We start from the raw sequence: 21,489 nt of genomic DNA, 5'->3' as shown, positions 1-21,489 counted from the left end.
TCTTAACAACAGGTTGTGACATGGTTAAGGTTAGAAAAGAGGGATGAAATTTGAGTAAACATCGCAATAAGTTATGGTATTTGCTGTTTGTTTTACCGTTGTTTATCATTTTTGCAACGGTTGTGTTGATTCCGTTCTTTATTGGAATCTTTTACTCATTCTTTGAATGGGATGGTTTTTCAGCTAATCCAATGGTATATGTTGGGTTAGATAACTATATTGAGTTAATCGATGATGGACGATTTGTTAACTCGGCTTGGTTAACGCTAGAGTTTACGATTTTAAGCTTAGTGTTAGTTAACGTATTAGGTTTAGGCTTTGCTTTACTCGTAACGTCTGCGTTTAAGTCTGCGAACTTCGCGCGTACGATGTTCTTCATGCCGAACTTAATTGGTGGATTAATTTTAGGTTATATTTGGCAGTTTATTTTCTCTGATGGTTTTAGAATTATTGGAGATTTAACAGGTAATGAAGAAGTGTTTCGTAACTGGTTAACTGACCGTGATTTAGCGATGTATGCACTTGTCATCGTATTTTCGTGGCAAATGGCTGGTTATATGATGATTATTTACATCGCTGGTATTCAAAGCATTCCAGGTGAAGTAATGGAAGCCGCGGAAATTGACGGTGCGAACTACTGGCAACGTCTGAAAAATATCGTCATGCCATTATTGATGCCAGCATTAACGATCAGTTTATTCTTAACGTTATCGTTTAGTTTCAAGATCTATGACGTCAACCTGTCTTTAACAGCAGGAGGTCCAGCTAATTCAACGGAGTTATTAGCAATGCACATTTATAATGAGATCTTTGGATATAACAACTATGGTTACGGACAGGCGAAGGCGATTATCTTCTTTATCGTCATAGCAGCCATTACTTTAGTCCAAGTTTATATGACGAAGAAGAGAGAGGTTGAAATGTAATGCGTCTCTTTAAGAAGTATTTAAAAGAAATATTGTTAGTCGTAGGAGCTTTAGTGTTTTTGTCTCCGGTTTATATTATGCTCGTTAACTCATTTAAGAGCCGTTCTGAGCTTTACGAAAATGTCTTAGCATTACCGGAAACCTTAACTTTCGAACATTATATTCGTGCGATGGATCGGATGAATTTTGGCTTAGCGTTTTTTAACTCATTAGTCATTACGATTATCTCAGTTGTCATCATCGTTATTTTATCATCGATGACAGCATGGATGCTTGTGCGTAGAGATAATACGTTAAGCCGAATTCTTTTCATGACGTTTATTGCGACGATGTTAATTCCATTCCAGACGATTATGATGCCGTTAATTCAGTTTATGGATCAAATTATGTCAACGACTGGATTACCGATGTTAAACACACGTAGTGGATTAATTTTCATGCACGTTGGATTTAACGCGAGTTTAGCTGTATTCTTATATCATGGATTTATTAAGTCAATTCCAGTGTCATTAGAAGAATCAGCTGAAATTGATGGAGCGAATAAGTTTACCGTGTTTTGGAAAATTATCTTCCCAATTTTAAAACCGATTACGGTAACGGTTATTATTTTAAATGTTATTCAAATTTGGAACGACTATTTACTTCCTTCATTAGTGTTAACCGACCAAAGCTTGCGTACAATTCCGCTTGCGACGTTCTATTTCTTCGGTGAGTTTACGATACAGTGGAACCAAGCGATGGCTGGTCTTGTGTTAACGATTATTCCTGTTGTGATCTTCTATGCGTTTGCGCAAAAGCACATTATTAAAGGAATTGGTGAAGGAGCGGTGAAGTAATAATAAGTGAGGTGAGACTATGAACGGGTTTAGTTTATCAGGCTGGATTGTCATGTTATCACGTTGGGTTGCTAGGTTAACGTTAACGAATGTCAGTTGGTTTTTCCTTAACATTCCGACGTGGTTTGCGATTTATTCTTGGTATTTAAGTGATCAAAAATTAGCGATTATCCATTACGTCCTGTTCATAGTCGTTTTCACTTTTATATTTTTCCCGACGACAAGAGCGATGTTTATGTCACTTCGTCATTGGATGATGGAACAAGATGAGAAAAATAAACAATCGCACTATTTTAGAACGTTATTCAAACATTACAAGAGCTTTATAAAGACGAATGTACTGTTTACCGTTATATGGATAATTTGGTTTATAGACATATATATTTTAATCGACGTTTCGCAGTTAATAGTTGTTGTCATGATTGTCATAGGCGTTCTGTTGTTCGCTTTTCAAATGATTTTCTTCTGTATGGAAGCGCACATGGACATGACGATGAAAGATTTAATCAAGTATGCGGCTTTAACGACAGTTGGTAGCCCGGTGTTAACAATGTTCATTTTATTCGTGTCAGGTGCACTATCGTATATTGCGATATTTCAATTTACAGCATTGTTGCCGTTTTTCTCTGGTGTTGGGATCGCATATTTAGCGTTATTAATGTTTAATCATTGGACTGAGAGTGTCAAAAACAAAGCTGAAAAGAGGAAGTGAAGTTAATGGTATCGATTAAAGATGTAGCAAAAAAAGCCGGTGTATCAGTCGGAGTTGTTTCTAAAGCGCTTAACAATTACCCAGATGTCGGCGAGAAGACGAAACAGCGGGTGTTGGAGACGGCCAATGAGTTGGAGTATTCACCGAATCGCGTTGCTCGTATGCTTTCATCTAAGAAAAATTCAGCCATTAGCTTGATCTCCTCTGGATTTGAAGAAAATGACCAGAAAGATAACAATTCATTTGAGTTATTTAAAGGAATCTACTTTGGTAGTCAGCAGCTTAACTTAGATTTTTCGATTTATTTTACCGATTCGTTTAAACAAGAAGAGCAAAGTTATGTTCAGTTTTGTCGTGAGCGCAATATTGGTGGAGCGATTTTGCAAGGTATTCGGTTAGACGATCCATTTTTTAAAGAGATGGTCGATACGGAAGTGCCGTGTGTATTAATCGATGTTTTAATGGATGATCCTCAACCGTGTGTTGGCAGTGTAACGATTCAAAATCGAGAAGCGACTAAAGCGCTGACGAACTATTTAGTTGAAAAAGGTCATAAAGATATCGCAATCATGGCAGGGACGAAGGAAGCCTATGTCAATGAAGAGCGGTTAAGTGGAGTAGAAGAGGCGTTAGTTGAAAGTGGCTTAACGTTTGAAGATAGGCCAGTATTTTATGCGGATTTCGATGATGGTGAGGCGTATGAGAAAGCTAAAACGTTTTTAGAAACGCATCGGCCAACCGCGTTCGTTTGTTTTAGTGACCTTATGGCTTACGGTGTTATGCGTGCAGCGCAAGATCTAGGTTTGTCTATACCTGAGGACTTGTCGGTTGTTGGTTTTGACGATTCGATGATTGCGGGCATGACAACGCCAGGCATTACGACTGTAGCGCAAGACTTTTTTGAAATGGGACGACAAGCAGCCCAGTTGTTGAACCGAATTGTCGATGGTGAGGCTGATGAGACAGAGGTTTACTTAAATTATAAATTGTTAGAACGTGAGAGTGTTAAAGATTTAACGAAACAGCAGTAGAAAGGAACATGAACCATGATCATGCCTAAAGCATTTATTTTTGATTTAGATGGTGTTATTACTGATACAGCTGAATTACATTATCAAGCGTGGAAAAGGTTAGCGGATTCTTTAGGAATTACGATTGACCGCGAATTTAATGAAGAGTTAAAAGGTGTCGGGCGGATGGAGTCGCTAGAGAAAATTTTAGCGCTCGATCCGAAACAGAGTGACTTATCACTTGAGCGTAAAGAAGCATTAGCAACTGAAAAAAATGATCACTATGTCGACTTATTAGGCACAATTAGTGAAGATGATATTTTACCAGGCATTACAGATTTGCTGAAAACGATTCGTCAGCAAGGGATTAAAGTCGGGTTAGGTTCGGCGAGTAAAAATGCGACGCACGTATTAAAGGAACTTAAGCTGATTGATCAGTTCGACTATATTGTTGATGCAGCACAAGTGTCGAAAGGTAAACCTGATCCTGAGACGTTTACGAATGCAGCCGATCATTTTGGGGTCGATTATGTTGAGTGCATTGGAATCGAAGATGCACCATCTGGCGTAACAGCCGTTAACAGCGCGGACATGTTTTCTGTCGGTGTCGGAACAGCTGAGGCGTTACCTCATGCTGAATACCGCGTCGATAATACGACTGAACTTGATTTTGATTCGATTATTCAAGCTTATCAGAGCTTCGGAGTGAGTGCGAAAGCGGAGTAAATCGGCGTTCGCCGGATTATGAGGTGAGTTCGCCGGAATATCGAGATTTTCGCCGGATTATATATGGAGTTCGCCGGATTATTAAAAATTTCGCCGGAAAAAATAATTTTTCGCCGGAATATTTTAAAAATCGCCGATAAAACATAATTTTCCAATCCATTTACCAATCCGAATCAAGCGATGTCACGGAATTTTTTATAGAGTGGGAGTGTCGATTTTGACTTGGCAGTTATCAAATACAGCTTTAGATGAACAGCAGCTTTTAGTTAACGAAAGTCTTATGTTCCTCGGTAACGGTTACTTAGGGGTAAGAGGGAATTTTGAAGAAGGCTATCGTGATGATTATAAATCAATTCACGGAACGTACATTAATGCGTTCCATGAAGAAACAGACATTCAGTACGGGGAGAAGCTATTCGGTTTTCCTGATTTTCAACAAAAATTAGCGAATGTGATCGACGCACAACCAATTGATGTATTTGTCGATGGTGAACGTTTTAGTTTATTTGAAGGTGAAATCGTCAGCTTCGACCGTACACTTCATATGGATGAAGGTTATTCTGTTCGCCACATTCATTGGCGTTCGCCGAATGGAAAAGAAGTGAAGTTAACGTTTACGCGTGTCGTTTCTTTTGTGACGAAAGAATTATTCGCAATCAAAGTCGATGTCGAGCCGGTTACTGATATAAAAGAAATTCAGCTCGTTTCTAAAGTGAATGGCGATGTGACGAACTACGTTGAAAAAGGTGATCCGCGTCTCGCTTCTGGTCATGCGAAACTTTTATACGCTGATCAGGCAGTTAATGATTCAGGTTTAACCCAAATTAAAGCGCGTACTGAGCGTTCGAATTTAGAAGTAGCGTGTGTGACGCGTCATGAGCATGATGGTGTGCATGAAGTAAACTGTGGTGATCATGAAGTAACAGAGACGTTTACGTTCAGTGGTGAAGGGGCGTCTTTAGTTAAGTATAACGTTTATACAGATACGCTTCGTCACGGGGAAGATCTTTTACAAAAAGGGATCGATATTCAAAATAAGTTAGCGAGTTTTGATGCGATTTTAGCAGAGCAAAAAGGTTACCTAGACGAATTTTGGCGTGTGTCTGACGTTGCTGTTTCAGGTGATGACAGTTTACAAGAAGGCATTCGTTTTAACCTTTATCATCTTCTACAGTCTGTCGGAAAAGATTCTGTAAGCAATATTTCCGCAAAAGGGCTTTCAGGTGAAGGGTATGAAGGGCATTATTTCTGGGATACGGAAATTTATATTTTCCCTGTCTTTTTAATGACGAACCCTGAGATCGCAAAGGGCTTACTGTTACACCGTTATTCGACGTTGGATGCAGCAAGAGCGCGTGCGAAAGAGATGGGACATAAGCAAGGGGCATTGTTCCCATGGCGTACGATCACCGGTCCTGAAAGTTCAGCATTCTTCCCAGCCGGTACAGCGCAATATCACATTAGTGCTGACATTGCGTACAGCTTTATTCAGTACTATTTAGTGACGAAAGATGAGCAGTTCAAAGAAGATTATTTAGCAGAAGTGCTTATTGAAACAGCGAGACTATGGGCTGACACAGGCTTTATGAAAGATGGGAAGTTTTTAATTAATAATGTAACAGGTCCTGATGAGTATACGTGTATTGTGAACAATAACTATTACACGAACGCAATGGCGAAGTATAACATGGAATGGGCTTATAAAATTTATCAAGACGTTCAAGACCGTGAGTTAGTTGAAAAGCTCGGTGTAACGGCTGAAGAAGCAGCTTTTTGGAATGAAGCGGCTGAGAATATGTTCTTGCCTTACAATGAAGAGCTTGGTATTAATGAGCAAGATGACACATTTCTAAATAAAGAAGTGTGGGACTTAGACAATACGTCTGAAGAAGAGTATCCGCTATTGTTAAATTATCATCCATTAACGTTGTACCGTTATCAAGTGTGTAAGCAAGCAGATACTGTGCTCGCTCACTTTTTAGTAGAAGATTTTGCTGATGAAGAGGCGATCCGTAAGTCGTATGACTATTACGAGCGCGTGACGACGCACGATTCGTCTTTATCTTACTGTGTATTTAGTATTATGGCGTCAAAACTTGGCCATGACGAAAAGGCATATCATTATTTCAATGAGACAGCCCGCTTAGATATTGATAATTTACACAAAAACACAAAAGACGGCTTGCACATGGCGAATATGGGTGGCACATGGTTAGCGATGGTTTACGGTTTTGCCGGATTACGTGTAAAAGAAGAAGGGCTAAACTTCGCGCCAAGACAAGTAGCTGCTTGGGATGACTTTTCCTTTAGCTTACGCTTCCGTGGCCGTTTAATTAGTGTTGAGTTAAAAGGTGGACAAGTTGTTTACACGTTAGTTGAGGGTGATGACGTCACAATTGGCCATTACGATAAGAAATTGCAGTTAACAGTAGATTCACCTGTTGCAAAATCACTTTAAGAGAGGTGTAGCATCATGCAGCGACCGAATATCGTTTTTATAATATCTCATGACACGGGGCGTTATTTAGGCACATACGGCCGAAATGTTGAGACGCCAGAAATTGATGAGTTAGCAAGTGAAGGTATACAGTTTAACCAATATTTTTGCTCACAACCGCAATGTAGTCCGAGCCGTGGCAGTATTATGACAGGGCGTTACGGACACAATCACGGTATGATGGGGCTTGCACATATGGGGCATTCAATTTATGAACAGTTGGAGACGATTCCTTCTGAGTTAAATAAAATTGGCTACCGGACGTCGTTAATTGGACTTTACCACGAGTCTGTGAACGATGAGTTCGACCCGTACAAATTAGGATATCAAAATTATCAACAAGTGCCTGGCAATTGGGCAACTGATGTGACGGATCATTTCGTTGACTTTTTAAAAGAAGAAAATAAGCGCGATGACGACTCGCCATTCTATGTCTCACTTGGCTTTGAAGAAACACATCGCCCATTTGACGACTATGAGCCAGTTGATTTAGACGAAGTTGTTTTACCAGATTATTTACCAGATACAGAAGAAGTGCGAAAAGATTTTGCGCAATTTTACCGTTCGGGTATGGATATGGATGACGCGGTTGGACGTATTAAACGTGCCATTAAAGAACAAGGCTTTGACGATAATACGATTATTATTTTCACAACCGACCACGGCATTGCCTTCCCACGTGCAAAAGGAACGCTTTATGATTCAGGGCTTGAAACAGCCTTTTTAATGAAGTTCCCTGAAGGCATGTACGAACAAGGTTACCAGTCAGATGCCTTATTATGTAACGTTGACTTAATGCCGACGATTTTTGATCTAGTCGATTGTAAAGTTCCTGAAGGCGTTGACGGTGTGAGCTTCTTGCCATTAATTGAAGGGGAAGTCGAACAGACGCGTGATCACTTCTTCGCTGAAATGACGTGGCACGATAAGTATCACCCGATGCGCGGCGTTCGTACTCAAAAGTATAAATACATCCGTAATTTCGAAGACGGGCCAAAAGTTTATATGCCTTATGATCTGCATACGAGCTTAACTGGCGAAGTTGTACGAGATGAGTATTACGTGCCGAATGTTGATGAAGAGCTTTATGATCTAGAGGCTGATCCGGCTGAGTTAAATAATATAGCTAGTGATGAGGCTTATCGTGAAGTTGTGGCTGATTTGCGCGCGAAAGTCGATCAATGGATGGAAGCAAGTGATGATCCATTGTTAAAAGGGCGCGTACCAGGATATGAAGCAGAAGAATGGGAAACCGTTGATGACGATTACGAAAGTCGTAAAAAGTAGTGAGTAGAAGTGGGGACGTTGGCGTTCGTCCCTGCTTTTATTTATGATATAAATGAGTAAGTTGGGTGTCGATTAGTGTCGTTGTTCGGCGGTTGCTAACATTATTCCGGCGAAATTTCCAATAATCCGGCGAAAATTAAATTTTTCCGGTGAAATCGGTGTATATTCCGGCGAACGCCGAATTAGAAGTGAGGTATTAGTGTGAGTGGAGAAAAATCTTGCTGTAGCGCAAAGCGTGAACAAGTGAAGGTAGACTTTTCAACTGGGGAACACCATGATGCAGACATTTCTAGAAGCGTGCGTGAGCTTGAAAAAGAGATGGTCTATATTAATGGCGGTCCATTTTTAATGGGCTCTGACGATCACGACGTTAACCCTCATGATGGGGAAGGGCCAGTTCGTGAAGTGGTTGTTGATCCGTTTTATATTGACAAAACAGTGGTAACGAATCGCGAGTTTAAAGCATTTATCGATGAGACAGGGTATGTGACAGAGGCTGAGCAGTATGGTTGGTCGTTTGTTTTTCATAAGTTTATAAAAGGGGAAAATGTACCTTTTGCTAGACAGCGCGTGCCAAATACGCCTTGGTGGATCGTCGTGGAAAAAGCCTATTGGTACCAGCCTGAGGGGCCCTATTCGGATATCGAAAAACGAATGGAGCACCCAGTTGTTCACGTATCGTGGAATGATGCGAACGCTTATTGCAAGTGGGCTGGCAAAAGGTTGCCGACTGAAGCGGAATGGGAGTACGCGGCACGTGGCGGACTCGTTCAAAAGCGTTACCCTTGGGGCGATGAGCTCACACCAGGTGGTAAGCATATGTGTAACATTTGGCAAGGGGAATTTCCAACGCAAAACATTATGGAAGACGGTTATTTAGCGACAGCGCCAGTCAATGCATATAAAAGTAACCGATTTGGACTTGATCAAATGGCAGGCAACGTATGGGAATGGAGCGCGGATTCGTTTGCACAGGTAGATGAGGCAGATGCGAAAGCGATGAGAGGCGGATCATACTTATGCCACGACTCCTACTGCAATCGCTACCGAGTGGCAGCACGCACTTCCAACACGCCTGACAGCTCATCAGGAAATGTTGGCTTTCGATGTGTGAAAGATGTGTAAAATAGATATAGTGAAATCGCCTAATTATTTGAGAATTAGGCGATTTTTTAAATAATTAAGCGAAAATCTTGATAATTAAGCGAAATTCATAATAATTGGGCGAAATTAAAAATAATTAAGCGAACGCCTAATTAATTGAGCGTTCGCCTAATTCGGAATCCATCCCGTGACGCACGATCAAAACGAAAAAAACTGCCTGGACGGCAGTTTTTCACAATCTATTTAATTCGCTCTTCAGTTTCTGTATCGAAGAAGTGGACTTTGTTCATGTCGATTGCTAGGTTCACGCTGTCGCCTGCGTTTACTTGTGAACGTGCGTCTACGCGTGCAATGTATTCTTGCTCCCCTAGGCGAGAGTATAGGTAAGTTTCAGAGCCCATTAGTTCAGCTACTTCAACACTTGATTCGAATGCTGTGCCTGGTGAATTTTCAATAAAGACCGGCTCGTCATGGATATCTTCAGGACGAACGCCCATCGAAACATCTTTTCCAACATAGCCTTGATCGCGTAAAATTTTCATGCGACCTTCAGGGATTTCAATCGACACATCTCCAACTTTAAATGCACCATCTTCAACTGTACCGTCAAAGAAGTTCATTGCTGGTGACCCGATAAATCCACCTACGAATACGTTGTTCGGATAATCGAATACTTCTTTCGGTGAACCAACTTGTTGAACAACGCCATCTTTCATAACGACTAAACGTGTTGCCATCGTCATCGCTTCCGTTTGGTCGTGTGTTACGTAGACCGTTGTTGTTTGTAAACGTTGGTGAAGCTTCTGAATTTCTGTACGCATTTGAACACGTAGTTTAGCGTCTAAGTTTGATAACGGTTCGTCCATTAAGAACACTTTCGCATCACGTACGATTGCGCGTCCTAGTGCAACACGCTGACGCTGACCACCTGAAAGGGCTTTCGGTTTACGGTCTAAGTAGTCTTCTAGTCCAAGAATTTTTGCAGCATCTTCTACTTTTTCTTTAATAACATCTTTTTTAAATTTACGTAGTTTTAAGCCGAATGCGATGTTATCAAATACTGACATGTGCGGGTAAAGCGCGTAGTTTTGGAAAACCATCGCGATATCACGGTTTTTCGGTGGGACATCATTGACGCGTCGGTCGTCAATCATTAAGTCACCTGAAGTAATGTCTTCTAATCCAGCGATCATGCGTAGTGTCGTTGACTTACCGCAACCAGACGGGCCAACAAATACGACGAATTCTTTATCTCCAATATCTAAATCGAAATCTTTAACAGCGTGTACATCTTTTTCATAATACTTATTAATATTTTTTAACTTTAACTCTGCCATCTCAACCATCCTTTCTACTAATCTCATTTTATAAAAAAGCGCTTTCAAAAACTATGGCAAAAATGCACACGATTATTAGATTAACTGTGTGCATTCTGCTATTGCTTTTTTGAAAGCCTTTACACATAATGAAAAGTAAATTCGAATATATGGGGTTGAGAATATGGCAATCGTATTAGGAATCGACGGTGGTGGAACAGGTACGCAAGCGGTCGTTGCAGATGTGCATGGAACAGTTTATGCCGAAGTGACAGTAGGCCCGACTAATCCGAATGCGGTTAGTCGTGAGCAATTAAAAGCGACCGCATCACATATGTTTAATCAGTTAAAAGAGCAAAACGGCGAAGCTTTCGATCAAGTAGAGCTCGTTTTTGCGGGCATGTCAGGCTCAGGTGATTCAGAAAAAAGTAGATTAGTAGAATCTGTGTTTGCTGAGTGCTTGCCGAATAGACATGTCATAGTTGCCAATGACGCAATTAATGCGCTATATGCAGGGACTTATGGCGAACCAGGCATTGTGCAAATCGCTGGTACAGGCTCGATTACTTATGGCATTAACGAAGAAGGTAAGGCTTCGCGAATCGGTGGCTGGGGCTATCTTTTCGGTGATGAAGGAAGCGGCTATGCGATCGGTGAAGCGGCTTTGAGGAAAGTATTCCATACACATGACAGAAAAACGGATGCTTATAACTTAGTTGATCAAGTGTCGGCTTACTTTCAAGTTGATGTCGTGCCAGACTTAGTCCCAGCAGTTTATGAATCTAGTAGTCCACGGGAAAAAATCGCATCACTTAGCCGTGTCGTTTTTGAAGCTTATGATGAAAAGGATCCCCATGCGACCCAAATTGTTGAGCAAGCAGCCGATGACTTAGCACGTTCGATTAATACGATGTTAAATGAACATTTTCAACAACATCAAACGGTGATCTTAGCTGGTGGTTTGTTTAAACGAGAAGATGTTTTGCCTGAGTTGTTGAAAAGACGCATTCCTTCAAGCAGTCGGTTAAGTGTATTAAAACGCGAGCCAGTTATGGGTGCGATTGATGCAGCGTTAAAACAATTAGGCGGTTAAACAGTCTGCCTTGAAGTTTCGTTTCGTGTGGAGAAACATACGAAGTGTAATAATTAGCAAACCAAGTCGAGAGTGATTTGGTTTCTTTTTTGTTAACAAAAAATTATACATTGAGGATACCTATTACCAGTGCGTTAATTGAAATGTGGTTTGCTATTTAAAGTTAAAAAGTAAAAAGGCGAATTGTTATTTTATGTTAAAATTAATGTGAAACTAACGAATAAGAATAGTTGAAAAGATTAATAAGGAGGAAGTAATGGCTAAGAAAATTAAGTTATTTTATGGGGAAAATCAATCACAGTTTGGAGTTTTACGGTTACCTGAAAGCGAAAAACCGACAGCAATTATAGTTTTAATTCATGGAGGCTTTTGGCAAGCAAAATATAATTTAGAAGAAAATAACCCTATTGCAGAGGATTTAACTCGAAGGGGTTATGTTACATGGAATATTGAGTATCGTCGATTAGGTGAAAAAGGAGGAGGTTGGACAGGCACGTTTAATGATGTCATAGATGCTGTGAATCACCTAACAAACATAAAAGAAACTTATCATTTAGATCTATCTAACGTCACTATAATTGGACACTCTGCCGGGGGTCATTTAGCTCTTTGGTTAGCGGCAAGAACTGTACATAAAAGTTTAGACTACACGTTTAATGAACTAGCAGTACCAATTCAAAAAGCCATAAGTTTGGCTGGAGTAACTGATTTGAAAAAGATGTGGGAAAGTCATGAGGCAAAAGGGATAGAGAGTCCTGTATGTAAATTAATGGGTGGGACACCAAGTAAAGTCCCTGAGCGCTATAATATTGCATCCCCAATTGAATTATTACCCACAGATGTTGACCAGGTATTAGTTCATGGTGAAGTAGATCAACATGTACCTTCTGAATTAAGTGAAAATTATTACTCGAAAGCAATTGAGCACAATCAGAATGTGAACTTAATTATTCTGCCAGACATAGAACATTTCAAAATCATTGAACCTACCTCAAAAGCATGGGGAACCGTAATTGATACACTATAACAATGTTAGTGATTAACTAACGTGAGCAGATAGTGAAAGAAGAAACAGATCAGCATTGGAGATGAGGCTTATGAAAAAAGATTTGGATAAGGCAATTGATATGAGGAAAAGTGGAAAACACAAAGAATCAAACGAGATCCTAATGAGACTAGTAGAGGAGTCTCCTAAAGATGCTTCGATTAACTATCAATGTGCTTGGAGTTATGATTTATTAGGTGAAGAAGCTAAAGCAGTACCTTTTTACGAAAATGCTATTGAACTTGGATTACCTACCACAGATTTAGAAGGTGCCTTATTGGGATTAGGTAGTACATATAGAACTTTAGGAGAATATAAAAAATCAAAAAGTACATTTTTAAAAGGGATTGAACTATTTCCCGAAAACAGAGCAATGCAAACATTTTATTCGATGACCTTGTATAACTTGAATGAACATAGTAAAGCTATGGAGCTAATACTAAAATGCTTAATAGATACGACGAATGACCCTGAGATATCTAGTTATAAAAAAGCAATTGAATTCTATGCTGATCAATTAGATGAAATATGGAAGTAGTTTGTGTCGGGTAGATCAACTAAAAAAGCAAAATGCATTTTAGTTAGATATAGAATAACATTCACCGATATGTAAAAAATGCAAAGGGGAATATCATCCCATGAAAACAGTTAATCACATAAAGTTAGAACATTTCTCAGATGAGTATTTAGATGACTTAAAATCGTTTGAACTTCCTGAAGAGCAAGCACAATTCACTGCTTTACCGAGCAAATATTCTGAGGTCACAGAAGGTCAATTTAGAATTGTTATAGTAAACGAAAATGAGCCTGTAGGATTCTTTTTATTACATTCAACGGAACGTGTAAAGGAGTATACAGACAACCCAAATGCAATGTTGTTAACTTCATTATCTATTAATCAAACGAATCAAGGAAAAGGATATGCTAAACAGGCTATGTTGTTATTAAATGAATTTGTTAAGACTGAATTTCCCAACTGTAACGAGATTGTACTGGCTGTTAATCATAAGAACATTCCTGCTCAGAAACTGTACTCTAAAATAGGCTATAAAGATACAGGCAGGCGGAAAATGGGTCCTATTGGTGAGCAGTTTATAATGAGTTTATCGTTATACATAAATGGTAAGTAGTACTAATTTTATCTAAAAGAGGTGAGAGATCATGGAGCAATTGCTAACAGAAATAAAATCACTTAGCGAAAGAGAACCAAAAACGTTAGAACAAATGGCATTAAAGTTAACCGAGGAAGTTGGTGAAACTTCTCAAGCTGTATTATCTTATCTAAAAGCAAGTGGGAGTGACTATAAGCAATTAGGAATCGATGATGTAAAAGAGGAATGTATCGATGTTGTTTTGGTCGCCTTAGCTATGTATTATAAGTTATCTGAAGATGAAGAAGAGTTCCGAAATTTAGTTAGTGAAAAGTTGAATAAGTGGGAAAGTAAAATAAGTTACAAAATATAATTTAATAATAACGTTGTAAAGTTTGTTCTGGAGAAGAAGTGAAAATTACAAATCTTCCTTTATCAATTACTCTAGTATTTTTAAATATAACTAAACCCTTCTTGAACAAACGGGGACTAGAACGAAAATTTTATTTTAAAGGGGAAATGTCGATGAGATACCTGATATTGTTAACTCCATCTATAAATTGGAGAGATGGTGTAGTATTGCATAATCAACCGTTTATGCCTGAACATGCTGTGTATGTTCAAACCGAATATAATAAAGGAAATATAGTCTTAGCTGGACCATTTGGAGGTTCAACTGGAGGAGCAATAGTTATTGATGCTGACAAGGAAGAGGATGTTGTTAAATTCATTGAAAATGATCCTACCGTTAAAAATGGTATTTTCAGTTTTGAAATAAAACAATGGGATTATAAAATGAGCAAAATTGAAAATGAAAACCCAGGTTTTGACCAAGGATATATTGATTACAAACATAAGATTCAAAAAGAATTAGGGATTATTTAGGGGTGTTTCCAATTCAAGTAACGGGACAAGAGTTAAACAAGGCGGTCATGAAAAGATGGTACCAAGTCGTGGAGGATTATTATAATTATGAAACAAGATTTACTTCATTACAAAAAACGCTTGGATCACTAAATCCAAGCGTTATAAACTTTATCAAGCTTTTCTAGCAACAAGCTTCTAATAATAAGTCAGCCAAATGAACAGCGCGGACTTGTTCAGATTGGTTTTGTCGTTCAATGCCAAGTTTCATTTGTAGAAGGCAACCGGGATTCGTCGTTACAATCGTCGTCGCCTGGGTCGTTTCAACTTTTTGCATTTTATGATCTAGTATTTGCATCGACATGTCGGGTTGGGTTAAGTTGTAAATTCCTGCTGACCCGCAGCATTGATCGGCTTGGGGCATTTCTTTGTACTCAACGTTTTCAATAGCTTGGATGAGCTTACGCGGTGCTTCACTTACGCCCATGACATTTCGCAAATGACACGAATCTTGATATGTGACGATTTGTCGGTCTACTTTAAGCTTCGCATTTTCCACGAAATTCAAATCGACTAGTATAGATGAAAAGTCTACAATTTTATTAGAAAATTGCTGAGCACGTTCTGACCATTCGCCATCATCTTTTAGTAGGTGACCGTAGTCATGTAAAAAGGCGCCACAACCGCCAGCGTTAGTTATAATGTAGTCTGCTTCAACTTGTTCAAAGGCTTGAATATTTTGTTTAGCGAGATTGACCGAGCCATTCTTTTCGCCACTATGACCGTGTAACGCGCCGCAGCAGCCCTGAGTATCTGGGACCACAACGTCGCAACCGGCTTTATTAAGTAGTTTAATCGTCGACTGATTCGTTTCGTAAAACATCGTGTCCATTAGACAACCGCGGAACATAGCGACCGTTGCTTTTGTTTCTGTTTCACTTGGGAAGTGAGCGGCGTCTTGTCGGTCTTTTCGTTTCGTGATTTTCGGTAAAACTTGCTCCATTTGTCGCATATGTTCAGGGAAGAAGTTCATCACTTTAAGTTTACGACTCGTTTTTTGTAAGCCTGATCGTTGATAAAAGCCTAGTAAACTCGTGGCTTTCTCCATTTTACTTTGATCTTGAAAGAGTGTATTCAACGTAGTTTGACGCAATGCTTTTTCTTTTAGTGGCACTTTTTTATGTTCATGAAAAATCGCCCGAGCTTCTTCTAACATATGGCCATAGTTAACGCCGGCTGGGCAAGCTGGTTCACAAGCGCGGCAGCCTAAACAGACGTTAAGCGAGTCTTCAACTTCTTCAACCTCCTCAATTTCACCGTTACGAACAGCCATCATAAGTGAAATTCGCCCGCGTGGAGAGTGGACTTCATCTTGTGTTTCGACGTAAGTTGGGCATGCAGGCAGGCAAAAGCCACACCGCATACAGTTCAGTAACTCACCTTCGCTAATGCGTTCTTGAAAAGCTTGTGTAATCGACTGTGATGTCACTTGACCACCACCCTTTTGCGTGTTGATTTCGCAAACATTTTGACCGGGTTCATAATGTTGTGTGGGTCAAAAGCTTGCTTCAGTTGTTTCATTACTTGTAGTCCTTGTTCGCCGACTTTCCATTCTAAATAAGGCGATTTCATTTCCCCAACGCCGTGTTCGCCTGTGATTGTTCCACCTAGTTCGATCGCTTTTTCAAAAATGTCTTCAAATGCTTGCTCGACTCGTTCCCATTCGTCTTCGTTGCGTAAGTCGGTGGTGCATGTTGGGTGAAGGTTACCATCACCTGCATGACCGAAAGTAGCAATCGTGACGTTATGCTTCTTCGCAATGTCGTTAATGGCATTAACCATTGTTGCGATTTCAGAACGTGGGACAGTCGCATCTTCTAAAATGGTTGTTGGGCTAAGTCTTGCTAGTGCTGATAGTGCGGTTCGGCGAGCTTCTCTTAAATTGTGCGCTTCTGTTTCGGTCTCGGCGATTGATGTGTTAATTGCGCCATGTGTCACGGCAAGTTGTTCGATCGTTTGAATGTCACGTTCAGCTAATTGTGCTGGCCCATCTTGTTCAATTAGTAAAACCGCTTGGGCATTCGTTGGAAGTCCTACTTGTGAGAAGTCTTCCACAGCTTTAATTGTCGGTTGATCGATAAATTCAAGCGTTGCGGGTGTCATCTTGTTTGCGATAATGCTAGAGACTGTTTCGGCTGCTTTTTCAATAGAATCATAGGTTGCTAGTAATGTTTGTTTTGATTCAGGTTCTGGAATTAATTTTAATGTTGCTTCAGTGATGATTCCTAAAGTGCCTTCCGATCCTACTAGTAGACAAGTTAAGTCATAACCTGCGACATCTTTAGCGAGTTTCCCACCTGTGCGAATGACTTCACCGTTTGCTAGTACGACCTCTAGACCGAGAACGTAGTCTTTTGTCACACCGTATTTCAACCCACGTAAACCTCCAGAGTTTTCGTTAATGTTGCCACCGATTGTTGATATTTTCATCGAGCTTGGATCAGGTGGGTAAAATAACCCTTTTTCCTCTACAGTGTGGCAAATCGTTTCAGTAATGACGCCGGGCTGAACGGTGATCGTTAAGTTTTCTTCATCTAGTTCTATAATTTTGTTCATTCTAGTAAATAAAATGACAACACCGCCTTGAGTAGGTGTAGTGCCAGCTGCTAGATTTGTTCCAGACCCTCGGGGTACAATAGGGATATGATGCTTGGCACAAATTTTGACGATTTGTTGTATTTCTAATGTGCTTTTCGGTGAGATGACAGCGTCTGGTAGCGCTTGAAAGTTAGGTGTTGCATCAAATGAATAAGCAATGAGTGACGATTTTTTCGTTTGAATATATTGTTCACCGACGACTTCAGTTAGTTCATCGAGCCATGCCTTAGACATGTGAAGCACTCCTTTAAGTAAAGTTTTCGTGTCTCTATTATAATATGAATTCGAATATGTTAAAATAATATTACGAATTTTATTAATATTACTTAAAATAAAAGTTTAACATATAAAGGAGAGCTCTGTATGTTCTCAATTAATCACGTCAATTTATATTTAGAAGATGAAGTCATTGTTGACGGGGCAATTACAGTAGAAGATGGGCGTATTGTCGCAATCCATCACAAGCCATTGAAAGGCGGAGAGATAGTCGACGGAAAAGGGCTAAACCTTGTTCCGGGTTTTATAGACACCCATATCCACGGTGCTTCTGGCTTTGATGTAATGGATGGTACTGAACAAGCTTTAGAGAAAATAGCGGAAGCTCTGCCAAAAGAAGGGACAACGGCTTTTTTGGCAACGACTTTAACGAGTCCGCTAGATGAATTAGACCAAGTCGTAAATACGATCGCTCAATATTCATCGAAACAAGGGCAAGCTGAAGTTCTCGGCGCTCATGTAGAAGGCCCTTTTATTGAAAAGTCAAAAGCAGGCGCACAACCGCCAGAGTGTATTATTGAGCCAGACCTAGACGTGGCGAAGCGCTGGGCTGATACTGGTACTGTAAAAGCGATGACGTTAGCGCCAGAGCTTGACGGTGCTAGTCAGTTAATTCGTTATTTAGATGAACGAGGCGTTATTGCATCCGCAGGGCATACAGATGCGAGTTTCCAAGACATTGAACAAGCTTGTCGTGAAGGTTTAAGGCAGTTAACACATTTGTGCAATGCGATGAATGGTGTTCATCACCGTGAAGTTGGTGCTGTTGGAGCGGCGATGTTAATGGATGAGTTGAAAAGTGAGTTGATCGTCGATGGCATTCACGTCTCAGATGATATGGTCAAAATTTTGTATAAGACGTTAGGTCCGGACAAAATATTGATGATTACAGATGCGATGCGTGCGAAAGGCTTAAGCGATGGCACATACACGCTAGGCAGTCATACTGTAACAGTTGAGGGACAGAGCGCTACTTTAACTGACGGAACACTTGCAGGTAGTGTTTTAACGATGGATGAAGCAGTTAGACGCATGCTTGAACTTTGTGAAGCTAGCTTTCACGATGTTATTAAAATGACAGCCGAAAATCCAGCTAAACAGTATGGAGTGTGGGACTTGAAAGGCAGCATTGCAGTCGGGAAAGATGCTGACTTTTTATTAGTTGATGATCAATTTAATATTCATTCAACGTATTGCAAAGGAGTCATCAGTTATGAGGCACATAAAAGTTAATCGTTATGAAAATTTTAGTCAAACAGCAGCAGAGTTAATGATGAATCAAGTCGAGAAAAAGCCTAATTCAACTTTAGGGTTAGCAACCGGCAGTACGCCAAAAGGGATGTATCAGGAGTTAGTTAAACGTTCAGCTGATTTATCGCAAGCGGTGACGTTTAACTTAGATGAATATGTCGGCATTAGTTCTGATCACCCGCAAAGTTATCGAAGTTTTATGGAGGAGAATTTGTTTCAACATATTCGTGTTGGCGAAACGTTGATTCCAGACGGTGAAGCAGCTGACTTAGCGGCCGAGTGTGAGCGATACGAACAACTCATTAACCAGCACGGCGGCATCGATTTGCAAGTACTCGGTTTAGGGCATAATGGTCATATCGGCTTTAATGAACCAGGCACCCCATTTTCATCGCGCACCCATGTTGTTGATTTGGCCGAAACGACTCGAAAAGCTAACGCACGATTTTTTAACAGTTTAAATGAAGTTCCGAAAAAAGCGATTACGATGGGAATTGAAACGATCATGGAGGCAGACCAAATTATTTTGCTCGTCTACGGCGAAGATAAACAACAAGCCGTTAACCGGTTGTTACAAGGTGATGTTAATGAACAATTCCCAGCGAGCATTTTACATGAACATCCGAACGTGACGTTGGTATCAGGCGGTGTGAAAGTGTTGAATTGAAAGCAGTACAGTGGTGAGCGCTGATAAATTTTGCTGGGCGCTGATAAAAGTGGGCGAATGCTGATAAATTGGTCTGAGCGCTGATAAAAGTGGGCGAATGCTGATAAAATTTAGCGCCAAATAAAATCTGCAAGCGCCAAAAAATCGGTGTAAGCGCCAAATTAATTTAGCGAGCGCCAAAAAAGTACCAGCAAGCGCCAAATTAAATTCACAAGCGCCAAAAAAGCACCAGTGAACGCCAAATAAATTTCACAAGCGCCAAAAAAACTGGCACGAACGCCAAAAATCACAGCTGAACGCCAAAATAATAAAAGGAGATGAGGTCTTTGTCTGATTTAAAAGGTGGATTAATTATATTAAAAGAAATGGTTGCGCACTTGCCTAATTCTGAACGCAAGATCGCAGAATATGTCATTGAAAATCCTGAGGAATCGATTCAGATGACGGCGATGGCGCTTGGTAAGGCAAGTCAAACGAGTAGTGCAGCGGTCATTCGCATGTGTAAGTCGTTAGGTTTCAAAAGTTTCCAGGAGTTTAAGTTGCGTGTTGCAGGCGACTTGCAAGTAGAGTCATCTACAGATTACCGCGATATAGAGCCGCATGAAAGTTTCGATAACATTATCGAAAAAGCAACATCTAATACGATGCAAACGTTAAAAGAAACAGTTGATATTTTGGACTCGAAACGTTTGAAGCAAGCGATCGAGTGTTTAATTGAAGCTGAATCAATCATTTTTGTAGGATTTGGTGCTTCATATATTGCAGCCAAAGATGCGGAGCAGAAGTTTGTAAGAATTAATAAGCATGTTCAAGCTTTTTCAGATCTACATATGGCCGCTACGACGGTTGCCAATAAAGGTGAAAAAGATGTTGTTGTAGGCATTTCTTTTTCCGGTGAGACGAATGAAGTGGCGAAAGTGTTAGGGTTGGCGAAGAAAAATGGAACGAAGACAATCAGCATTACGAAGTATGGGCGCTCAAAAGTTGCTGATCTATCAGACATTACGTTACATACTTCAGCAGCGCGTGAAGCAACGTTTAGAAGTGGTGCGACATCATCACGAATTGCGCAATTACATATTATTGATATGCTTTTCATGTGTTTAGCATCGGTTCAATACGAACAAGCCGTCGACTATATCGACCAGACGCGAGAAGCCATTTCATACATTCGAGATGAATAATTCCCTTGGGTACCCAAGGGAATTTTTACGTTAAATATTTAATACAGACGTAGGCTTTTAACGCGTCTTCAAACTGGCGCACATCAAGCCCCGTTAGCTCGTAAAATTTTTCAATCCGCTTTTGCACGGTGTTACGATGCATGTACAACTGCTTGGCTACAACCGATATATTCACTTGATGTTCAATTGTCGTTTGAATAGTCTTTAGCAAGTCCAAATCGTTAATCGCATCATTTAAGACCGATTTTATGAAAAAATCACGATCATCCTCATTTAAACTTTCAATCATGGTTGGCATGAGCGCTTCACTTTGGGTTAACACGCGCTGGTGAGCCGATTTTAATAACTTGTCCGCAACTTGAATGGTCCAGTTATATAGTTTAGGTAAAAGCTCAATCGCGTGATCAGTTTCTGTTTGGAAAATCGATAGCTTTACTTCTAAATCGTTCGACAAAATATCAATCACTTCATGAAATTGCAATGGAGCTTCATCTAATTCAAGTGGCTCCAAGACGATTGCTAAATTATTATTTTGCCAAACGAAGATGAGCTTTTTACCGAGTACATCCTTTAACGTATTTTCCAAAAGTGACGGTTCAAAAGTAGACTGAACATATAAAGCGACAACACGGAAAGCTTCCAATCGTTCTGGCGGCTCACTCGCTTGTCCTGTTAAAAAATGAATCCAATCTTGCTCTTTTTCCGAAGTCACTTGATTCGGCAGCAGTGTTTGAAGGAGCGTCAGCGATTCTTCAGGTAGGTCATCTTTTGGAATGCCATACAATGAATCGTCCACAATAAATGTAATATAGTTGTCAATCGGTTGATGTAATTGTGTCATGCTCGGATATAATGTTTTCAGCTGTTCGATCATTAAAAGTCACTCCAACCGTTATGTTAACCGTATTATAGCATGAATCGTAGAGGGGGTGGCGAGCAATTATTT

The 21,489-nt window shown here is 40.1% G+C and carries 21 protein-coding genes; 17 read left to right on the top strand and 4 right to left on the bottom strand.

Annotated elements, in window-relative coordinates; translation table 11 throughout:
• Nucleotides 1–50 precede the first annotated feature (50 nt).
• The 8 genes from AHA02nite_RS11905 to AHA02nite_RS11870 all read left to right on the top strand — a co-directional run bounded on the left by AHA02nite_RS11905 (nucleotide 51) and on the right by AHA02nite_RS11870 (nucleotide 9,119).
• On the top strand, nucleotides 51–926 hold the full coding sequence (locus tag AHA02nite_RS11905; protein ID WP_146817582.1) for a carbohydrate ABC transporter permease: 876 nt from the start codon (nucleotides 51–53) through the stop codon (nucleotides 924–926).
• Complete coding sequence (locus AHA02nite_RS11900) at nucleotides 926–1,762, top strand: carbohydrate ABC transporter permease (RefSeq protein ID WP_146817580.1); 837 nt, start codon at nucleotides 926–928, stop codon at nucleotides 1,760–1,762. The genes AHA02nite_RS11905 and AHA02nite_RS11900 overlap by 1 nt, the downstream gene beginning before the upstream one ends.
• Before the next feature lie 19 nt (nucleotides 1,763–1,781).
• A complete protein-coding gene (locus tag AHA02nite_RS11895) occupies nucleotides 1,782–2,474 on the top strand; it encodes a DUF624 domain-containing protein (protein ID WP_146817579.1) in 693 nt (230 codons plus the stop codon).
• A gap of 5 nt (nucleotides 2,475–2,479) precedes the next feature.
• Nucleotides 2,480–3,505 (top strand): LacI family DNA-binding transcriptional regulator, encoded by a 1,026-nt coding sequence (locus AHA02nite_RS11890; protein WP_146817577.1) that lies wholly within the window; start codon nucleotides 2,480–2,482, stop codon nucleotides 3,503–3,505.
• Between the two features lie 15 nt (nucleotides 3,506–3,520).
• Nucleotides 3,521–4,210 (top strand): beta-phosphoglucomutase, encoded by a 690-nt coding sequence (gene pgmB / locus AHA02nite_RS11885; protein ID WP_146817575.1) that lies wholly within the window; start codon nucleotides 3,521–3,523, stop codon nucleotides 4,208–4,210.
• A gap of 217 nt (nucleotides 4,211–4,427) precedes the next feature.
• On the top strand, nucleotides 4,428–6,668 hold the full coding sequence (locus AHA02nite_RS11880; RefSeq protein WP_146817573.1) for a glycoside hydrolase family 65 protein: 2,241 nt from the start codon (nucleotides 4,428–4,430) through the stop codon (nucleotides 6,666–6,668).
• 15 nt (nucleotides 6,669–6,683) lie between these two features.
• Nucleotides 6,684–7,994, top strand: coding sequence for a sulfatase family protein (locus AHA02nite_RS11875; RefSeq protein ID WP_146817571.1), 1,311 nt, complete (start codon nucleotides 6,684–6,686; stop codon nucleotides 7,992–7,994).
• Between the two features lie 201 nt (nucleotides 7,995–8,195).
• Nucleotides 8,196–9,119, top strand: a complete 924-nt coding sequence (locus AHA02nite_RS11870; protein ID WP_246118856.1) for a formylglycine-generating enzyme family protein — start codon at nucleotides 8,196–8,198, stop codon at nucleotides 9,117–9,119.
• Nucleotides 9,120–9,337: 218 nt separating this feature from the next.
• On the opposite strand, the gene AHA02nite_RS11865 is transcribed toward AHA02nite_RS11870, so the two are convergent.
• Complete coding sequence (locus tag AHA02nite_RS11865) at nucleotides 9,338–10,435, bottom strand: ABC transporter ATP-binding protein (protein ID WP_146817569.1); 1,098 nt, start codon at nucleotides 10,433–10,435, stop codon at nucleotides 9,338–9,340.
• A 163-nt stretch (nucleotides 10,436–10,598) separates the two neighbouring features.
• Here AHA02nite_RS11865 and AHA02nite_RS11860 point away from each other — a divergent pair, with 163 nt between their 5' ends.
• The 6 genes from AHA02nite_RS11860 (at nucleotide 10,599) to AHA02nite_RS11835 (ending at nucleotide 14,528) form a co-directional block, all read left to right on the top strand.
• On the top strand, nucleotides 10,599–11,507 hold the full coding sequence (locus AHA02nite_RS11860; RefSeq protein ID WP_146817567.1) for an N-acetylglucosamine kinase: 909 nt from the start codon (nucleotides 10,599–10,601) through the stop codon (nucleotides 11,505–11,507).
• A gap of 256 nt (nucleotides 11,508–11,763) precedes the next feature.
• A complete protein-coding gene (locus AHA02nite_RS11855) occupies nucleotides 11,764–12,534 on the top strand; it encodes an alpha/beta hydrolase family protein (protein WP_146817565.1) in 771 nt (256 codons plus the stop codon).
• Between the two features lie 70 nt (nucleotides 12,535–12,604).
• The gene (locus AHA02nite_RS11850; protein ID WP_146817563.1) at nucleotides 12,605–13,090 is read left to right on the top strand and encodes a tetratricopeptide repeat protein; all 486 of its coding nucleotides are present in this window, start codon (nucleotides 12,605–12,607) and stop codon (nucleotides 13,088–13,090) included.
• A 100-nt stretch (nucleotides 13,091–13,190) separates the two neighbouring features.
• Entirely contained in the window at nucleotides 13,191–13,682 is a 492-nt protein-coding gene (locus AHA02nite_RS11845) for a GNAT family N-acetyltransferase (RefSeq protein ID WP_146817561.1), read from the top strand.
• Between the two features lie 31 nt (nucleotides 13,683–13,713).
• A complete protein-coding gene (locus AHA02nite_RS11840; protein WP_146817559.1) occupies nucleotides 13,714–14,016 on the top strand; it encodes a MazG-like family protein in 303 nt (100 codons plus the stop codon).
• Nucleotides 14,017–14,168: 152 nt separating this feature from the next.
• Nucleotides 14,169–14,528: a YciI family protein gene (locus tag AHA02nite_RS11835; RefSeq protein WP_146817688.1), complete on the top strand. Its 360-nt coding sequence runs from the start codon at nucleotides 14,169–14,171 to the stop codon at nucleotides 14,526–14,528.
• 163 nt (nucleotides 14,529–14,691) lie between these two features.
• Here AHA02nite_RS11835 and AHA02nite_RS11830 read toward each other — a convergent pair whose 3' ends face one another.
• On the bottom strand, nucleotides 14,692–15,996 hold the full coding sequence (locus AHA02nite_RS11830) for a (Fe-S)-binding protein (RefSeq protein WP_146817557.1): 1,305 nt from the start codon (nucleotides 15,994–15,996) through the stop codon (nucleotides 14,692–14,694).
• Nucleotides 15,993–17,399 (bottom strand): glycolate oxidase subunit GlcD, encoded by a 1,407-nt coding sequence (glcD, locus tag AHA02nite_RS11825; RefSeq protein ID WP_146817555.1) that lies wholly within the window; start codon nucleotides 17,397–17,399, stop codon nucleotides 15,993–15,995. The genes AHA02nite_RS11830 and glcD overlap by 4 nt, the downstream gene beginning before the upstream one ends.
• Before the next feature lie 129 nt (nucleotides 17,400–17,528).
• On the opposite strand from glcD, the gene nagA reads away from it, so the two are divergent.
• The 3 genes from nagA to AHA02nite_RS11810 all read left to right on the top strand — a co-directional run bounded on the left by nagA (nucleotide 17,529) and on the right by AHA02nite_RS11810 (nucleotide 20,543).
• Nucleotides 17,529–18,674: an N-acetylglucosamine-6-phosphate deacetylase gene (nagA, locus tag AHA02nite_RS11820; protein ID WP_146817553.1), complete on the top strand. Its 1,146-nt coding sequence runs from the start codon at nucleotides 17,529–17,531 to the stop codon at nucleotides 18,672–18,674.
• Nucleotides 18,655–19,359 carry a glucosamine-6-phosphate deaminase gene (gene nagB / locus AHA02nite_RS11815; RefSeq protein ID WP_146817551.1) on the top strand — a complete coding sequence of 235 codons (705 nt, stop codon included), beginning with the start codon at nucleotides 18,655–18,657 and terminating at the stop codon, nucleotides 19,357–19,359. The genes nagA and nagB overlap by 20 nt, the downstream gene beginning before the upstream one ends.
• A gap of 326 nt (nucleotides 19,360–19,685) precedes the next feature.
• The gene (locus AHA02nite_RS11810) at nucleotides 19,686–20,543 is read left to right on the top strand and encodes a MurR/RpiR family transcriptional regulator (protein ID WP_407642743.1); all 858 of its coding nucleotides are present in this window, start codon (nucleotides 19,686–19,688) and stop codon (nucleotides 20,541–20,543) included.
• A gap of 25 nt (nucleotides 20,544–20,568) precedes the next feature.
• On the opposite strand, the gene AHA02nite_RS11805 is transcribed toward AHA02nite_RS11810, so the two are convergent.
• A complete protein-coding gene (locus AHA02nite_RS11805; protein WP_146817547.1) occupies nucleotides 20,569–21,417 on the bottom strand; it encodes a PucR family transcriptional regulator in 849 nt (282 codons plus the stop codon).
• Nucleotides 21,418–21,489: the final 72 nt, after the last annotated feature.

Source organism: Alkalibacillus haloalkaliphilus (genome assembly GCF_007991275.1).
Taxonomy (GTDB): domain Bacteria; phylum Bacillota; class Bacilli; order Bacillales; family Alkalibacillaceae; genus Alkalibacillus; species Alkalibacillus haloalkaliphilus.
Note: the sequence above shows the minus strand (reverse complement) of the source record. Positions and strands in the feature narration are given on the sequence as shown.

What these genes read in the sequence shown, in the direction of transcription:
- AHA02nite_RS11900 (WP_146817580.1), top strand. Translation starts at nt 926, where the DNA reads ATGCGTCTCTTTAAGAAGTATTTAAAAGAAATATTGTTAGTCGTAGGA.
- AHA02nite_RS11895 (WP_146817579.1), top strand. Translation starts at nt 1,782, where the DNA reads ATGAACGGGTTTAGTTTATCAGGCTGGATTGTCATGTTATCACGTTGG.
- AHA02nite_RS11890 (WP_146817577.1), top strand. Translation starts at nt 2,480, where the DNA reads ATGGTATCGATTAAAGATGTAGCAAAAAAAGCCGGTGTATCAGTCGGA.
- pgmB (WP_146817575.1), top strand. Translation starts at nt 3,521, where the DNA reads ATGATCATGCCTAAAGCATTTATTTTTGATTTAGATGGTGTTATTACT.
- AHA02nite_RS11875 (WP_146817571.1), top strand. Translation starts at nt 6,684, where the DNA reads ATGCAGCGACCGAATATCGTTTTTATAATATCTCATGACACGGGGCGT.
- AHA02nite_RS11865 (WP_146817569.1), bottom strand. Translation starts at nt 10,435, where the DNA reads ATGGCAGAGTTAAAGTTAAAAAATATTAATAAGTATTATGAAAAAGAT.
- AHA02nite_RS11860 (WP_146817567.1), top strand. Translation starts at nt 10,599, where the DNA reads ATGGCAATCGTATTAGGAATCGACGGTGGTGGAACAGGTACGCAAGCG.
- AHA02nite_RS11855 (WP_146817565.1), top strand. Translation starts at nt 11,764, where the DNA reads ATGGCTAAGAAAATTAAGTTATTTTATGGGGAAAATCAATCACAGTTT.
- AHA02nite_RS11850 (WP_146817563.1), top strand. Translation starts at nt 12,605, where the DNA reads ATGAAAAAAGATTTGGATAAGGCAATTGATATGAGGAAAAGTGGAAAA.
- AHA02nite_RS11845 (WP_146817561.1), top strand. Translation starts at nt 13,191, where the DNA reads ATGAAAACAGTTAATCACATAAAGTTAGAACATTTCTCAGATGAGTAT.
- AHA02nite_RS11840 (WP_146817559.1), top strand. Translation starts at nt 13,714, where the DNA reads ATGGAGCAATTGCTAACAGAAATAAAATCACTTAGCGAAAGAGAACCA.
- AHA02nite_RS11835 (WP_146817688.1), top strand. Translation starts at nt 14,169, where the DNA reads ATGAGATACCTGATATTGTTAACTCCATCTATAAATTGGAGAGATGGT.
- glcD (WP_146817555.1), bottom strand. Translation starts at nt 17,399, where the DNA reads ATGTCTAAGGCATGGCTCGATGAACTAACTGAAGTCGTCGGTGAACAA.
- nagA (WP_146817553.1), top strand. Translation starts at nt 17,529, where the DNA reads ATGTTCTCAATTAATCACGTCAATTTATATTTAGAAGATGAAGTCATT.
- nagB (WP_146817551.1), top strand. Translation starts at nt 18,655, where the DNA reads ATGAGGCACATAAAAGTTAATCGTTATGAAAATTTTAGTCAAACAGCA.
- AHA02nite_RS11805 (WP_146817547.1), bottom strand. Translation starts at nt 21,417, where the DNA reads ATGATCGAACAGCTGAAAACATTATATCCGAGCATGACACAATTACAT.